Annotated in this window: 13 protein-coding genes and 1 pseudogene; 7 read left to right on the top strand and 7 right to left on the bottom strand. The window is 66.4% G+C overall.

Features of this window, described 5'->3' with window-relative positions:
* Position 1: 1 nt before the first annotated feature.
* Positions 2–846 (top strand): annotated as a pseudogene (locus PVV54_RS10975) (CsgG/HfaB family protein).
* Positions 847–991: 145 nt separating this feature from the next.
* Here the strand turns inward: PVV54_RS10975 and PVV54_RS10980 are convergent.
* The 6 genes from PVV54_RS10980 to PVV54_RS11005 form a co-directional block, all read right to left on the bottom strand.
* The gene (locus PVV54_RS10980; protein ID WP_274909949.1) at positions 992–1,447 is read right to left on the bottom strand and encodes an REP-associated tyrosine transposase; all 456 of its coding nucleotides are present in this window, start codon (positions 1,445–1,447) and stop codon (positions 992–994) included.
* Between the two features lie 228 nt (positions 1,448–1,675).
* The gene (alkB, locus tag PVV54_RS10985) at positions 1,676–2,320 is read right to left on the bottom strand and encodes a DNA oxidative demethylase AlkB (RefSeq protein WP_274909950.1); all 645 of its coding nucleotides are present in this window, start codon (positions 2,318–2,320) and stop codon (positions 1,676–1,678) included.
* Positions 2,321–2,437: 117 nt separating this feature from the next.
* Positions 2,438–3,883: a curlin gene (locus tag PVV54_RS10990; protein ID WP_274909951.1), complete on the bottom strand. Its 1,446-nt coding sequence runs from the start codon at positions 3,881–3,883 to the stop codon at positions 2,438–2,440.
* 16 nt (positions 3,884–3,899) lie between these two features.
* Positions 3,900–4,370 carry a curlin gene (locus tag PVV54_RS10995; RefSeq protein WP_274909952.1) on the bottom strand — a complete coding sequence of 157 codons (471 nt, stop codon included), beginning with the start codon at positions 4,368–4,370 and terminating at the stop codon, positions 3,900–3,902.
* Positions 4,371–4,385: 15 nt separating this feature from the next.
* Positions 4,386–6,608, bottom strand: coding sequence for an Ig-like domain-containing protein (locus tag PVV54_RS11000; RefSeq protein ID WP_274909953.1), 2,223 nt, complete (start codon positions 6,606–6,608; stop codon positions 4,386–4,388).
* 32 nt (positions 6,609–6,640) lie between these two features.
* Positions 6,641–7,969 (bottom strand): hypothetical protein, encoded by a 1,329-nt coding sequence (locus PVV54_RS11005; RefSeq protein WP_274909954.1) that lies wholly within the window; start codon positions 7,967–7,969, stop codon positions 6,641–6,643.
* Between the two features lie 414 nt (positions 7,970–8,383).
* Between PVV54_RS11005 and PVV54_RS11010 the strand changes: the two genes are divergently transcribed.
* The 4 genes from PVV54_RS11010 to qhpG are packed head-to-tail and all read left to right on the top strand — an operon-like array spanning position 8,384 to position 13,976.
* Positions 8,384–10,297 (top strand): sigma-54-dependent Fis family transcriptional regulator, encoded by a 1,914-nt coding sequence (locus tag PVV54_RS11010; RefSeq protein WP_274909955.1) that lies wholly within the window; start codon positions 8,384–8,386, stop codon positions 10,295–10,297.
* Position 10,298: 1 nt separating this feature from the next.
* On the top strand, positions 10,299–12,032 hold the full coding sequence (locus PVV54_RS11015) for an ABC transporter ATP-binding protein (protein ID WP_274909956.1): 1,734 nt from the start codon (positions 10,299–10,301) through the stop codon (positions 12,030–12,032).
* Positions 12,022–12,684, top strand: coding sequence for a subtilisin-like serine protease QhpE (gene qhpE / locus PVV54_RS11020; protein ID WP_274909957.1), 663 nt, complete (start codon positions 12,022–12,024; stop codon positions 12,682–12,684). Before PVV54_RS11015 ends, qhpE begins: the two co-directional genes overlap by 11 nt.
* A complete protein-coding gene (gene qhpG / locus PVV54_RS11025; protein WP_274909958.1) occupies positions 12,681–13,976 on the top strand; it encodes a flavin-dependent monooxygenase QhpG in 1,296 nt (431 codons plus the stop codon). The genes qhpE and qhpG overlap by 4 nt, the downstream gene beginning before the upstream one ends.
* Position 13,977: 1 nt before the next feature.
* On the opposite strand, the gene PVV54_RS11030 is transcribed toward qhpG, so the two are convergent.
* Positions 13,978–14,637 carry an HAD family hydrolase gene (locus tag PVV54_RS11030; protein WP_274909959.1) on the bottom strand — a complete coding sequence of 220 codons (660 nt, stop codon included), beginning with the start codon at positions 14,635–14,637 and terminating at the stop codon, positions 13,978–13,980.
* Between the two features lie 103 nt (positions 14,638–14,740).
* Between PVV54_RS11030 and lexA the strand changes: the two genes are divergently transcribed.
* Both lexA and imuA read left to right on the top strand, forming a co-directional pair.
* Positions 14,741–15,349 carry a transcriptional repressor LexA gene (lexA, locus tag PVV54_RS11035; protein WP_446731445.1) on the top strand — a complete coding sequence of 203 codons (609 nt, stop codon included), beginning with the start codon at positions 14,741–14,743 and terminating at the stop codon, positions 15,347–15,349.
* Positions 15,349–15,969 (top strand): translesion DNA synthesis-associated protein ImuA, encoded by a 621-nt coding sequence (imuA, locus tag PVV54_RS11040; RefSeq protein ID WP_274909961.1) that lies wholly within the window; start codon positions 15,349–15,351, stop codon positions 15,967–15,969. Before lexA ends, imuA begins: the two co-directional genes overlap by 1 nt.
* The last annotated feature ends 2 nt before the right edge of the window (positions 15,970–15,971 follow it).

A 15,971-nucleotide genomic window follows, 5' to 3' on the forward strand; every position in this document is an offset into this window, starting at 1 on the left:
CATGAAACGTCTGCTGAGCACTTTGCTGATTCTCGCCACCTTGCAGGGCTGCGGCCTGCGCGAGCCGATGCCGGCCGAACAGGACTCGGAAACCCCGACCCTGACCCCGCGGGCCTCGACCTACTACGACCTGATCAACATGCCCCGGCCCAAAGGCCGCCTGATGGCGGTGGTGTACGGCTTTCGCGACCAGACCGGGCAGTACAAACCGACCCCGGCCAGCTCGTTCTCCACCAGCGTCACCCAGGGTGCGGCGAGCATGCTGATGGATGCCCTGAGCGCCAGCGGCTGGTTCGTGGTGCTGGAGCGCGAAGGCCTGCAGAACCTGCTGACCGAACGCAAGATCATCCGCGCCTCGCAGAAAAAACCCGACGTGCCGGAGAACATCCAGACCGAACTGCCACCGCTGCAGGCCGCCAACCTGATGCTCGAAGGCGGCATCATCGCCTACGACACCAACGTGCGCAGTGGCGGGGAGGGTGCCCGTTACCTGGGTATCGACATCTCCCGCGAGTACCGCGTCGACCAGGTGACCGTGAACCTGCGCGCGGTGGACGTGCGTACCGGGCAGGTGCTGGCCAACGTGATGACCAGCAAAACCATCTACTCGGTGGGCCGCAGCGCCGGGGTGTTCAAGTTCATCGAGTTCAAGAAGCTGCTGGAGGCCGAGGTGGGGTACACCACCAACGAACCGGCGCAGTTGTGCGTACTGTCGGCGATCGAGGCGGCGGTGGGGCATTTGCTGGCCCAGGGCATCGAGCGGCGGTTGTGGCAGGTGGCGGGGGATGCCGGGGAAGGCAAAAGGCGGGGGTGGAGAAGTATTTGAGCCAGTATCAGCAGGAATGAACCGGGCGCCGCTGTGCGGCGCATCGCGAATAAATTCGCTCCTACACGGTGAACTGCGCCCCGCATTCCCGGCGAAACCAGCGCCGCTCTTGTAGGAGCGGATTCATCCGCGATGCGCCGCACAGCGGCGCCAACATCGTTGAATTCACACCCAAATCGCATCCCAGTGCGGATAATCCCCCAGCTTCTGAACCAGCCCCGCCCTCAGCGGGTTCGCAACAATGTACCTCGCAACCTTCACCACATCCTCTTCCCGACGCAGCGCGCGATCGTGATAGCCGGCCTGCCAAACGGCCGCTGTAACGCCGCCTGCCTTGCGCAACATCTGGCTGGAGCGGGCCTTGAAATGGCGCATCAGCGTACTCAGCGCCACTGCCTTCAGTTCAATTAACCAATGCACATGGTCAGGCATCACCACCCAGGCCAGTGACCGGCACGCTTGCTCGCGGTCAAGCAGGCGCAAATGGCTGATCACCATACGTGCGCAATGGAACTCAAGGAACAAGGGCTTTCGATGCCGAGTGACGGTGGTCAGCAGGTAGAGCCTGCCGGGTTCCGAGTATCGCCCGCGACGCAGCTGATGGCCATTTGGAAAGGGCATGTGGGTCGTCCATGATTGGCAAGACCTGTAGCAGCCTAGCCTCGAAGACACAGAGGTGATTGGGAGGATTTTTTCAGGATGTTAGGGCGCCGCTGCGCGGCGCATCGCGAATAAATTCGCTCCTACAGGTATTGCGTCGTTTTGGGGCGTATCGGCGCCGGCGCCGTTCAATGCGTCAACCGCGAAACCAGCGCTGCCCTTGTAGGAGCGAATTTATTCGCGATGGGCCTAGCCTGCCTTGCGCAACGTCAAATTGATTCGCCGTTCCCCCATCCGCGGATGCTCGCCTGGCTTGATCGGCAACACCCCATGAAACCGCAACCGGTCCTCTCCACCCCATACCAGCACATCCCCATGGCTCAACGGGATGCGCTGGGTGCGGTCCGCACGCTGCAATCCACCTAGCAGAAACACCGCCGGCAACCCCAACGAAACCGACACGATCGGCTGCCCGAAATCCCGCTCGTCGCGGTCCTGGTGCAGGCTCAGGCGGGTGCCGGGCAGGTAATGGTTGACCAGGCAGGCATCAGGCACGAAGCCGTCGAAGCCAGCCGCTGCGGCGGCGCGGCTGGCGAGGCCGAGCAGGATCGGGGGCAGGGCGGGCCAGGGGTTGCCGCTGACCGGGTCGGTGGGGCTGTAGCGGTAGCCTTTGGCGTCGCTGACCCAGCCGAGCGAACCGCAGTTGGTCAAGGCTACGGCCATGTTCAGGCCGCCTGGCGTTTGCATATGCCGGAACGGGGCCGCGCGCAGCACCGGGCGCAGGGCGTCGAGCAGCGGTTCGATCTCGGCCAGGGCGAAGCCGGGCAGCAGCACGGTGTGGCTGGCCAGACGTTGTGGCTGGGGGCCGAACAGGTCGAGGTCGGACTGGATCATGGCATCAGTGCGCTTTAGGCGATGAGCGATTGTAACGCTCCTACAGAAACCGGGGATGCATAAAAAAGGAACCGCGGCGCCAGGGAGAGGAGACGCCGCGGTTCAAGGGGGGAGCCGTTAACGCTGGGTAGCGGTGGCGGTGTTGCCATTGCCCATCTGGGTGATGGTGGCGCTCTGGTTGGCGCCGGCCTGGTCGACGAAGGCCTGGTTGCCGGTGCCGCCCTGGGTCACGTAGGCGACGTTGGCGGTGTCGGCCTGTTTGATGTCGGCGCTGTTGCCACTGCCATAAAGCTGCGTGGTGTGGCTCTGGTTGGCATAGCCCGACTGGTCGAGGGTGATGCTGTTGCCGCTGCCGTTGGACGAACCGGTGGCGTAGTTGTCGCTGCCGCGCTGGTCGGCAACCAGAATGTTGTCGCTCCCGTTCTGGTCAAAGTACAGCTCGTTGTTGCTGTCGGCCTGCTTGGTCTGCATGCTGTTGTTGGTGCCTTTCTGGGTCAGCGTGGCCAGTTGATAGGCGCCGTTCTGGGTCAGGTTGACGCTGTTGCCGGTGCCTTTCTGGTCAATCAGCGCAGTTTGGTTATTCCCGAACTGGCCACCGAGCTTCTCACCCTTCCAGTTGCTGGCCATCACCTTGTTGCCCGTGCCCTGGGTGGTCACGGTCAGGCTTTGGTTGTCGCCGGTCTGGTAGGTGTAGTGCAGGTTGCTGTTGCCGGTTTGGGAGATGTTGGTGGTCGAGTTGTTGGTCTCGAACTGGTCGGCCCAGGTGGCGTTGGACTTGCCTTGTTGATACAGGTAAGCGGTGTTGTCCTGGCCAAAGCTCTGGTCGATGACGCCTTCGTTGAGCTGGCCGTTCTGGTTGACGGTGGCGTGGCTGCCTTGCTGGTTGTCCTGCCACACCTCCACCGAGTGGCCAGTGCCGTACTGGTCGATGGCGATGGTGCCGCCAATGCCGTCGCGCTGGTCACCGTAGGCCCAGTTTTGCTTGCCTTGCTGGTAGATCTGGATGTCGCCGTCGGTGTGCGTCAGGTGCTCGGCGGCGGCGTAGTTGTCCTGGCCGTCCTGGTTGATGACGCTGCGGTTATTGCTGCCGCCGAACAGCTGCTCGACCACCGCTTCGTTGCGCTGCCCGTTTTGCTGGGTGGTGGCCTGGCTGCCTTGCTGGGTGTCCTGCCACACAATCGAGCGGTTCTCGCTGCCTTGCTGCATCTGCAGCGACTGGTTGCCTTCACCCACCGACTGGCTGGCAAAGGCGTCGTTGAACGAGCCACTGGCCTGCTGGGTGATCTGGCTGCCGTTCTCGTACAGCTGCTCGGCGTAACCGGCGTTGTACTGGCCGGTGGCGCTCTGCTGGATGTCGCTGGTGCTCTCCTGCTGCACCGCCAGGTGGTTGTGGCCCTTGCCGGTCTGGGTCTGGGTGGCCGAGGCGAACGGGGCGACGGTTTGCTGCACGTCGGCGATGTTCTGGTTACCGGTCTGGGTCTGGTTCGAGGTGCTGTCGTCAGCCATGACCTGGCCGGCCAGGGCCAGGACGATGGCGGCACTTAAGGGAGCGAGCTTGAACATGGTGGTGCCTCCAGGTCTATCGGAATTGGGTGATCTGAACATGCTGGCCATTGCCGGCCTGGGTCACGGAGCTGCTGAGCCCGGAGCCGGCCTGCACGATGCTGGCGCTGTTGTCGTTGCCGATCTGGTCGATGCTGGCGCTGTTACTGGTGCCGCTCTGGCGGATCGACGCACTGTTGCCATTGCCCTGCTGGCTGATGCTGGCCATCAGGTCACTGCCTTCTTGCAGGATGTACGCTTCCTGCGCACTCCCGGCCTGCACGATCTGGCCCAGCAGGGCCTGGCCGTTCTGGTCGAGGGTGGCGCGGTTGCCAGAACCCTGCTGCTCGATCACCGCCACCTGGCCGGCACCGGCCGGCAGCAGGCGGATGATCACCGGGTCACCGAGGTCGTTGCCGGCGGCAAGGTCGGCGTTGTCCATCAGGTCGTCGGCCTGTGCCGGGCCCACCAGGGCCAGGCACAGCAGCAGCGGGTACAGGCGGTTCATGGCGTTCTCCTGGCCTTACTGCACGGTCACGTTGACGGTGCGGGTGGTGCCTTGGCTGCTGGTGATGGTCGCCTGCGGCGCCGCCGTCGGGATCACCGTGGTGCTGTTGCTCACCGTCAGCCGCCAGCGGCCGGTCACCGGTACCGTGGTGGTGCCGAGGGTTTGCACGCCGGTGGTGGTGGTCACACGCACGGTGATGGTGTTGCCGGTGGTGACCGAGGACGTGCCACTGATGTCCCAGTTGTACCGGCCGTTGGAGCGTGCCAGCACCGTGGCGGCAGTCACCGCGAAGGTCTCGGCGGCTGGCCGTGGCTGCACGTTGACCGTCACCGTGCCGTTGCCCGACACCGCACCCAGCGCATCACGCGCCTGGTAGGTGAAGGTGGTGGTGAACGCCGAGGTGACGCTGGTCGGCGGCGTGTAGGTGACGCTGGTGCCGTCGGTGCTCACCGTGCCGCGCCCGGCCGGGGGTTGCGTGAGGTTGGCCACGGCCAGTGGCACGTTGCCTTCCGGGTCGGTGTCGTTGGCCAGCACGTTGATGGTCAGCGGTACACCCAGGGTGGTGACGGTTTCCGGGTTGGCGGTCGGCGGCTGGTTGGGCGCGACGTTGATGGTGACGTTGGCCGGGGCCGACTTCAGGCCCTTGGCGTCCATCGCCCGGTAGGTGAAGGTGGCCACCAGCGGCTGGGTGGCACCGGCCGGCGGGGTGTAGGTGACCGCGGCGCTGCCGTTGAGCACCACTCCGCCCAGGCCGGTACCCGGCTGGGTCAGGTCGGTGATGCTCAGTGGCACGTTACCGTCCGGGTCACTGTCGTTTTGCAGCAGGCTCAGGGTCAGCGGCACGCCAACGGTGGTGCTGCCGACATCGGCCTGAGCCAGCGGCGGCTGGTTGGCGGCTTCGACCGGTGCGTTGCCGACGATCACCACCGGTTCCACGTCGCTGCCGCCGTGGGCGGACTTGACGGTGATGGTAGCCGGCGGCTGGGCCAGGTCGTTGATGGTCAGGCTCTGCAGCGTGCCGGACTTCGACAGCCGGCCATACCCTTGGGCAATGATGTCGGGGATGACCACTTCGTCGCTGGAACGTGCTTCGATGGTCAGCCGTTTGTTCGCCCATTCATAGCGTGCGGTACTCACCTTGACCACGTCGGACAGCTTGCTCGACAGGGCCGTCGGCTGGGTGTTGGCAGCCGTGTTGCTGGCCGTGACGACCACCACCGGGGGCGGCGCGGCCTGGCTCAGTTGCTGGTTGAAGAACAGCCCGTTGTTGTCTGGCGTAAGGCTGAACTGGCACGGCGAGGGTGGCGTGCCGACCAGCGCCAGGCCATTGCGCATGCACAGGCTGGCGTTGTTCGGCGCCTTGGCGAAGACTGCCACGCGGGTGCCGCTGCCGTTGCGCGAGTAGGTGGCACGTTCCAGGGTGACCGGGGTTTGCGCACGTTGGTCAAGGACCTTGCCGGACACCGTGAACAGGTTGGTCTGGATGGTCCCGGCCGGGCCCTGGATGCGCACGAAGTTGGTACCGAACGGGCTGCCGATCACGGCCTCGGTGCGGTTCGGGTCGCCGATGTAGGTTTCGCTGGCACCGGTGTCCGGGTTGACCTCGGTGTACGGCCCGGTGGCACTGCGCAGGAACGGCCCCAGCGCGCCGCCCAGCGCACCGGTGAACACCCCCGGCGCGCCGATGCCGATGTCGCGGGTGATGTTGATCGCCCGGCGGCCCGGTGCAGCCACGTTCACCGTTTCCACGCCATAGGGGTGGGTGATGGTGTAAGTACCGGCGGTGGGCACCGACACCCGGATGCGGATGCGCGCAAAGCTCTGCTGGTCGCCATCCACCGGGTTCTCGGCGGCGAAGGCAGCCTCCAGCCCCGCGACATAGGCATCCAGTTCATAGCCACTGTTGCCCACCGCCGGGATGGTGGCCTCGGCCAGGAACCAGAACATCTCCGGCGGCCAGTTGTCGGGGAACACCAGCGGCAGTGCATCGTCGTACACGCCCGGTTCCGGCAGCAGGGTGCACATGTAGTTGGTGGCACCGGGCACCCGCGAACTGGTGGCGCGCGACTGGCACAGCTCCAGCTTCAGGCCGTCGCCGTCCTCGTACCACATCGGGTAGCCGCCGGTGGCGAAGGTGTAAGGGCCCGGGTCGACATCGCTCAGCGCCGCGAAAGCCGCGCTGGTGACGGTGAGTGAAAAACCGGCGGCGAACAGCGCACGGCGTGGCCAAGTATTCATGCGGCCTCCTGGAAGGCTGAGCCTTTGTCTGTTCATGGCAGCAGCACCACGTCTTCGCTGTCGCTACCGCCGTTGCTGCTGGTGACCTGCACCTTGGCCGGCGGGATGGGCGAGAGGCTGGTACTGAGGGTTTTCAGCGCGCCGTCGCCGCTGAGGTTGCCGATCAGCGCCCCGTTGCCGGTGTGGGCGGTGAGGGTGGGCGGCGACGTTTCGTCGCTGGTGCTGGCCACCAGGGTCAGGGTGCCGTTGGCCAGGCTGTACTCGGCGCGGGTGATGGTCACCAGGTCAGTCAGTGGCAGGCTGGCACTGGTGACGCTGCTGGTGGGGATTGCCGCGCTGTTGTCGGCGCTGATCAGCAGGTTGGTGCCCGGTGCCGGGTTGAGCACCGACTGGGCATACCAGGCACCGGTGCCGTTGGCTTCGGTCAGCGACAGGTTTGGCGTTTGGCTGGTGAGGGTGACGGTGGCCGGTGGCGGCGGGGCCATCACGAACATGTCCTGCTGGGCATGCAGGTCGCCGTTCTCGGTGCGCCGCGAATACGTGCTGCGCAGCGGCATCAGCGGGGTGGGGCGGGCCACCTCGGACAGCTTGCCGGAGATGGCGAACAGCTCGGTGCGCAGGTCGATGCCGCCAGGGCCTTCAATGCGTACGAAGTTGGTGTTGAACGGGCTGCCGGTGACGCGCTCTTCCAGGTTGGGGTCGCCGATGAAGCGCTCGTTGCCTTCTGTGTAAGGCCCGTTGACGCTGCGCAGGAACGGCCCCACATCGCCCTTGAGCGCGCCGCTGAAGTCGCCGGCGCCGGCAATGCCGATGTCGCGGGTCATGTTGATTGCACGGCGCCCGGCGGCGGGTACGTCGAACACTTCGACGCCGTAGGGGTGGGTGACCACATAGGTGCCGGCGGTGGGCACATCGACGCGGATGCGCACCCGGGCAAAGCTCACCTGGTCGCCTTCGACCGGCTCTTCGGCGGCGAAGGCTGCTTCGATGGCCGTGCCGTAGCTCAGGTCGATGCCGCGCGCGGCGTCAACGATGGCGGCGTCGGCGGTGAACCAGAAGGCTTCATCCGGGAAGTTGCTGGGGAAGTTGATCGGCTGGGTGTCGTCGAACACGCCGGGGGTGGGCAGCAACGTACACATGTACGAAGGTGCCCCCGGTGCGCCAGGCACCCGCGAGCTTACGGCTTTGGTCAGGCACAGGTCGAGGGTTCGACCGTGGCTGTCCTGGTACCAGGCGGGGAAGCCGCCGTTGGGTTGGGTATAGGCCCCTGGGTCGACTGCATACAGCGCAGCCTGGGCCGGAAGCTGGAGCATGCCGGCGACGATCGCCACTGCCAGCGGGTTGGGTATCGGTCGGTGCATGAGTCTATTCCTCCTGCAAACGGGCCCATGGACTTGGGGCGTCTGAACAGGAGTCGGCAACAGTCGTGCCAGGTTGTTTGCTTTTGGCTGCAGGCCATATGGGACGCGGCTTCCAGAGTAGGGGTCGTTGTTGGCCTGAAGGGCGGGGGTGGGTTGCGTTCCCCAAGGTTGGGGGCGCGGTTGGGTTTGCGAACGGGCGCCGCTTTGCGGCGCATCGCGGATAAATCCGCTCCTACAGTTGCAACGTGTCAGCCCTGACGCACACCCTGTAGGAGCGGATTTATCCGCGATGCGTCGCAACGCGACGCCCGATCTCACAGGCGCAATGATGACGCCCAACCAAATCTCCCGCACACTGCCCAAAAAAACCAAGCCCGATGCCCCGACCGTGAGGCGGCATAGCTGGAGTAGAACATGGCGCGACAATTACCCATAACAAACGCCGAAGACCCGCTGCACGAAGCCCGCCAGGCCCGCCTGCGCCTGGCCAGCGAAGGCGAGCTGCCACTGGGCATGCTGCGCGAAGAAATCGACGCCTCCTGGCGCCGCAGCCTGGGCCATGGCCTGGATTGCCTGCAGGGCGAACAGGTAGGCCTGGGCCTCGAACAGGGCCACGACCTGCGTACCTTGCTGGCCCGCAACCGCCTGCTGCTGGACGCCGTCACCCCCGAACTCGACTACCTGGTGGCCCGCCAGGGCAAGGCCGGCATCATCATCCTCGGCGACGCCCAGGCCAACGTGCTGGCCATCGAAGGGCAAAAACACGTGCTCAACCGCGAAGGCCTGCGCGACCTGCACCCCGGCAGTTGCTGGAGCGAATCGCTGCGCGGCACCAACGCCATCGGCACGGCAGTGGTGGAAGGGCGCCCCACCTTGATCAATTGCGGCGAGCATTACCTCGACCGCCTCAGCCCGTTTTCCTGCACCTCGGTGCCCCTGCGCGACCCGGCGGGCGAGGTGATCGGCGTGCTCGACATCACCCGCGAAGGCGTGATGGCCCAGCCCCAGGACAGCCTGTCGATACTGATGATGGCCGCTGGAAATATCGAAAGCCGACTGTTCGGCCTGTACCACCCCGAGCACCTGGTATTGGCCTTTCACAGCCGCCCGCAGTACCTCAACAGCGCCTGGCACGGCCTGCTGGCCCTGAGCCTGGACGGCGAAGTGCTGGCGGCCAACGACAACGCCTGCCAACTGTTGCAGGTGCCTCGCCAGGAGCTGGTGGGTCGGCGTAGCAGCGACCTGCTGGGCGAGCGCTCGCCTGCCTTCATCGCACGGGTGTTGCAAGGCGGTGTAAGCAGCGTGCAAACCGCCAAGGGCGAGTTTTACTTCCGCGCGCTGCAGCTGCCGCGTCACGGCCAGTTGAACGGGGCCGCGGCGCCCGGCAAACCTGCATCCACAGCCAAATCACCGGCCCTGGATGCCCTGGCGGGCGGCGATGTTCGGTTGGCGCGCAACCTGCGCATGGCCCGTCAGGGCTTGGGCAATGGCCTGCCGGTGCTGCTGCTGGGCGAAACCGGCACCGGCAAGGAGGTGGTGGCGCGGGCACTGCACCAGGCCAGCCCGCGCGCAGACAAACCCTTTGTAGCGGTGAACTGCGCGGCAATCCCCGAAGGCCTGATCGAATCCGAACTGTTCGGCTACCGCGAGGGGGCCTTTACCGGTTCGCGCCGTGGCGGCATGGTCGGGCGGCTGATGCAGGCCCATGGCGGCACCCTGTTCCTCGATGAAATCGGCGACATGCCCCTGGCCTTGCAGGCGCGGTTGCTGCGCGTGTTGCAGGAACGCCGGGTGGCGCCCTTGGGCGCCGGCGATGAACAAGAGATTGACGTGGCGCTGGTCTGCGCCACCCACCGCGACCTCAAGCGCCTGGTGCAAAGCCAGCACTTTCGTGAAGACCTGTACTACCGGGTCAACGGCGTGTCTCTGCGCTTGCCGGCCCTGCGTGAGCGCGATGACCTGGCGGCCCTGATCGAGGACTTGCTGGCCAAGGCCGGCAGCAAAGGCGTAACCCTGGACCCGGCGTTGAGCGCACTGCTGGAAGGCTTCGACTGGCCAGGCAACATCCGCCAGCTGGAAATGGTGGTGCGCACGGCGCTGGCCATGCGCGAAGACGGCGAGCAGGTGCTCACCCTCGACCACCTGACCGACTGCCTGCTGGATGAACTGGCCAGTGGCTCGCCACCTTCGGGCAGCCTCAAGGACAACGAGCTGGACATGATCCGTGGCGCATTGGCGCGCCACCAGGGCAATGTGTCCGCCGCCGCCGAGGCGCTGGGTATCAGCCGGGCGACGCTGTACCGCAAGCTCAAGCACTTGCGGGGTTGACATGGGTAACCTGTTCGCAAGGCTGGTGGAAACCAGCGACCCGGCACTCATGCGCCAGGCTTTGGCCTGGCTGTACGGCTTCGTGCGCCCGCACCGGCGCGCCATCGGTGTGCTGCTGGGCCTGTCGTTGGGTGCCTCGCTGCTGGCGCTGGCGCAGCCTTGGTTGGTCAAGACGCTGATCGACGAAGGCCTGTTGGCCAAGGATTACCAGACCCTCTGGCACATGGCGGCAATCATGATCATCGCCGGCCTGCTGGGCACCGTGCTGGCCGGGGTCAACCGCTACCTGCACACGCGGCTGTCGGGCCGCATCCTGTTTGCCCTGCGTGATGACCTGTACCGCCACCTGCAGCAATTGTCGCCGACCTTTTACGGGCGCCGGCGCACCGGGGATATCCTCTCGCGGCTGGACGGCGACGTGGCGGAAATCCAGCGGTTTGCCGTGGATTCGCTGTTCTCGGCGGTGTCGGCGGTGATCGGCCTGGTGGGGGCGGTGGCGTTGATGCTGATGCTGTCGTGGCAATTGTCGCTGCTGCTGGCCCTGCTGATCCCCATCGAGGTGCTGTGGCTGCGCTGGATGCGGCGCAAGGTGGAGCGCGAGGTACGCAGCCTGCGCGAGCGCTCGGCGGATGTGTCGTCGTTTCTGGTGGAGACGCTGCCGGCCATGAAATTCATCCAGGCCACCGGCCAGCAAGGCCGCGAAGCCGGGCGCCTGGACCAGCTGGGCCAGGGTTACATGCGCCAGTTGCTCAAGGTGCAGGTCACCGAGTTCTTCACCCAGGCGGTGCCTGGCACGCTGACCTCGTGGTGCCGGGCCTGCGCGTTTCTGGTAGGGGGCTGGTGGGTGATTCAGGGCACCTGGCAACTGGGTGCGCTGATTGCGTTTTCCACCTACATGGGCATGGCCGTCGGCCCTGTACAGAGCCTGCTGGGGCTGTATGTGGCGGTGCAGCGCATGGCGGTGAGCCTTGGCCGGGTGATGGAACTGAAGCAGGAGGCGGTTGCGGTACAACAGGCATGTTCACCGCAAGCGATGCCGCAAGGGCCGGGCGAAGTGCGCCTCGAAGGGGTCAGCTTTGCCCATGACGGCCGGCACGGGGCGGTGCTCGACGGTGTTGACGCCTGTGTGCCGGGTGGCCTCAAGGTGGCCATCAGCGGAGCTTCCGGGGTGGGCAAGTCCACCTTGATCGACTTGCTGCAGCGCTTCTACGACCCGCAGGTCGGGCGCATCCTGCTAGATGGCGCCGACCTGCGCGAACTCGACTTGGTGGCTGTGCGCCAGCGCATTGCCGTGGTCAGCCAGGACATCGTGCTGTTTCGCGGTACCCTGGCCGACAACCTGGCCTACGGCGCCCCCCAAGTCAGCCGTGATGAGCTGGAGCGGGTAGCACGGCTGGCCTGCCTGGACAGCTTGATCGCCAGCCTGCCACTTGGCCTGGACACGCTGCTCGGGGAGCGCGGGCAGCAGTTGTCCGGGGGGCAGAAGCAGCGCATCGCCATTGCCCGCGCGGTGCTCCAGGCACCAAAGATCCTGGTGCTGGACGAAGCCACCTCGGCGGTGGACGAGGCCACCGAGCGCGAAGTGATCGCCGCCATCGACACGCTGTTTGCCGGGCGCACGCGGATTGTGATCAGCCACCGCGCCTCGACGCTGGCCGATGCGGATTTGCACCTGCACCTGCAGGGCGGGCAGTTGCGAGTGCTGGCGCAAGAGGCCGCCAAGCATGGGCAATGAAAGCGTGCGGGTTGGAGTGGTCGACAGCGGCTGCGCACCAACACAGGTGCTGGTGGGCGGGCAACGGTTCTGGCTGGAGGACGGCGTGCTGTGTACCGGCGAGCTACAGCCGGACCGGCTCGGCCACGGCAGTGCGGTGCTGGCATGTTTGCAACCGCAGGCCGCAGGGGTGCCGGTGTTGTTGGCTCAAGTGTTCACCGAGCAGGGTAGCACCAGCGCCTTGCAGGTGGGGGCTGCCCTGTTCTGGCTGGCGGAGCAGGGCGCACGGGTGATCAACCTCAGCCTCGGGCTGCGTCAGGACCGGCCCGTGCTGCGTCAGGCCTGTGCCGAGGTGCAGGCGGCGGGGGTGCTTTTGTGCGCGTCGAGCCCGGCACAAGGGGCGCCGGTGTACCCGGCCAGTTACCCCGGGGTGATTCGCGTGACCGGCGATGCCCGCTGCGCACCCGGGCAGTGGTCGTGGCTGGGTACTGCCCAAGCTGACTTTGGCGGCCCTGTAGGTTCGCCCGGCATGGCCGGTGCCAGCCTGGGCTGTGCAGCGCTGGCCGGGCGAATCGTGGCGCTCTTGCAGCAGAGGCCCGGGCTTGAGCGTGAGCAGGTGGTGGCGTGGCTGAAGGCACATGCCGCCTATACCGGGCCGGAGAGAAGGGCATGACCGAACCGACCATTGTGGTGCTCGGCGCAGGGCCGGCGGGTGCGGCAACCGCGATCGGCCTGCGCCGCCTGGGCTACCACGTTACGGTGGTGTCCGACTGGCGGCGTTTCGCGGCGGTGGAGGGGGTGTCGCAGCGGGTGCTCGACGCCTTGCGCCATGCGGGCCTGGGCAATGCCTTGCAGGAGGCTGTCACACCCGCCTCCCGGCACGTGCGCTGGAATGGCCAGCATTTGCGGATGAATCAGGAGTTCTTGATTGACCGGCAACGGTTCGACCAGGCCCTGCGCCGGGATCTTGCCCGGGCCGATGTCACGGTGCTGGAAGGGCGCATCCGCGAGGTGGCCTACGGTCAGGCGCCCTGGGTAAGCCTGGAAGGCGGGCAAGTGCTGAACCCCGGTTTCGTGGTCGAAGCCCGTGGCCGCCAGGCGCCGCTGTCGGCCTCACGCCTGCGCGGGCCGGAAACCGTCAGTTTGCTCAACCTGTGGCAGGGCCAGCCGGGTGAACCGGTGTCGGCTGTGGAGAGCCTGGACGAGGGCTGGGCGTGGATGGCCAGGCTGGCCGATGGCCGCTGCTACTGGCAAATAACCCAAAATGCCGAGGGCTTGCCGGGCAGGGCGCTGCTGCCGGCCTACTGCGCCCGCCATCGTCAGGCGTCCCGCTTGGTGAGCGAGTTGTTCGACGCCCAGGCCCTGGCGCCTGCACAGGTACATGCACGCAGCAGCACGGCGATACTGGCGGGCGAGTGCGTTGGCGATGGCTGGATTCGGGTGGGGGACGCCGCCATGGCGGTTGACCCATTGTCGGGGAACGGGGTTTTTCAGTCGTTGTCGTCGGCCTTGCAGGCGCCGGTGGTGGTCAACACCTTGCTGCGCAGGCCCGAGCGTGCCGAACTGGCGCGGCGGTTTCATCAGCAGCGGGTGGAGCAGCTGTTTTTGCGGTTTGCGCGCATCGGCCGGGACTTCCATGGTCAGGAACAGGACCGCGCAGGGCAGCCGTTCTGGGCGCGGCGCCGCGGATGGCCGGATGACCAGCCACTGCATCTTGCGGCAGATTGGCGGGCGGTTCGCGTTGAGCGCCGGCCTGTGCTGCGTGATGGTTGGGTGGATGAGGCCGAGGTGGTGGTGACAGCCGACCAGCCCTTGGGTGTCTGGCACCTGCAAGGGGTGGCGCTGGCACCACTGGTGAGCAAGCTGTTGGCCGGGCACAGCCTTGACGGTGTATTGCAAGGCCAGCCCTTGCCGCAGCAGGGCATGTTGCGGCAATGGTTGGCAGGCCAGGGTTACGCCGGGTAAGTCACGCCTGCATCGTGGCGATCAAGTCCCACAGCCGGGCATCCTCGAAATCGTCCACCACCAATTGTGCGCCGGCCGCCATCAGGCGCTCTGGCGTTTGCGTGGTGGCAATGCCCACGGTGAAGATCCCGGCACCACTGGCCGCCTTCACGCCCGGCAACGAGTCCTCGAACGCCAATGCTTGCCCGGCTTGCGCACCCAGCCGCTGCAGGCCGGTGAGGTAGGGCAACGGGTCGGGCTTGGCGCGCGGCAGTTCTTCGGCCACCAGCACATGCTCGAAGCGCGGGCGCAAACCCATGGCCGACAGCATGTGCTCGGCATTGAGCCGGGGCGCGTTGGTCACCACGCACATGCCGATGCCGTGGGTGTCGGCATGGGCCAGCAGGCGCAGCAGGCCCGGCATGGGTTCGAGCGCCGGGGCCAGCTCGCGGAACAGCGCCTCCTTGCGGTCGGCAAGCTGCTGGCATTGCGCGGTACTGGCACCCGGAAACAGCTCGGCAAACAATTCACCATTGGCCCGGCCGCTGACCTGCGCATCGAATTGCGCCTGCGTCAGCTCGCGGCCGTCCTGCTCGCGCAGCAACTGGCGGAAGGCCTGCAGGTGCAGGGTGTCGGTGTCGGTCAGGGTTCCGTCGAGGTCGAACAGCAGGGCAGTGAGCATCAGGCATCCAGGCATTGAAAGCATAAACACCCGGCGATGATAGCGGATGACGGCGACGAAGGGGGCTGTTCAGTGCGTGCCGAAAAGAGTACAAATGTACTCCATGGACAATCTCACCCCCAAACGCCGTGCAATCCTCGACTTCATCCGCGAGCGCATTGCCGACCATGGCCAGCCGCCGAGCCTGGCCGACATTGCCAGCCGCTTCGGTTTTGCCTCGCGCAGTGTGGCGCGCAAGCACATCACCGCGCTGTGCCAGGCCGGCTACATCGATGTCACGCCGAACCAGGCGCGGGGCATCCGCCTGGCCGAGCCCTTGCGCCGCCCGGAAATCCTCGAAGTGCCGGTGCTGGGCCGGGTGGCGGCCGGTGCGCCCATTGGCCCCGACCTGGATATTCACGAGCAGTTGTTGCTCGACCCCAGCCTGTTCCGCAGCACCCCGGACTACCTGTTGAAAGTGCGCGGCGACTCGATGGTCGGCGACGGCATTTTCGACGGTGACCTGGTGGGCATTCGCCAGCAGGGTGACGCCCGGGATGGGCAGATCGTGGTGGCCCGGCTGGACGGTGAAGTCACCATCAAACGCCTGCAACGCCTGCCCGGTGGCTATCGGCTGTTGCCACGCAACCCGGCCTACGCACCGATCGACGTGGGGCCTGAACACGAGTTCTTCATCGAAGGCGTGTTCTGTGGCCTGCTGAGGCGTGACTGATGGGCGCGGTGGTCGAACTGGACCGCTTGCTGGACCAGCGCCATGTCTGGCGTGGCCGGCAGGCCCAGGCACGGCCCGTCGGCCTGCAACCCACTGGCCATGCGGTGCTGGACGAGCGCCTGCCGGAAGGGGGCTGGCCTGCCGCCGCACTCAGCGAGCTGTTGCTGGCCAGCCCCGGCTGTGGCGAACTGCAACTGCTGTGGCCCACGCTGGCGCGTTTGAGCGCAGAAGGCGGGCGAGTGGTGCTGGTGGCGCCGCCATTCATACCCTATGCGCCTGCCTGGCAAGCGGCAGGGGTAGATCTGCGCTGGCTGACCCAGGTCGATGCCAGCCAGGCTGATGCGCTATGGGCCGCGGAACAGTGCCTGCGTTCAGGCAGTTGCGCGGCGGTGCTGTGCTGGCCGGAGCGTGCCGACGACCGTGCCCTGCGGCGCTTGCAGGTGGCGGCCGAAACCGGCCTGGCGCTGGCCTTTGCCTGCCGGCCGCAACAGGCGGCCAGCAACCCGTCACCGGCCGCGCTGCGCATTGCCATCGACCATCGCCCGCCACAGTGGCGCGTGCTCAAGTGCCGGGGTGGCCTGCCACCGGCCGTGCCGCTCGCCTGCCCGGGCAGGGGCTGATG

The organism is Pseudomonas sp. PSKL.D1, from assembly GCF_028898945.1.
Classification (GTDB): domain Bacteria; phylum Pseudomonadota; class Gammaproteobacteria; order Pseudomonadales; family Pseudomonadaceae; genus Aquipseudomonas.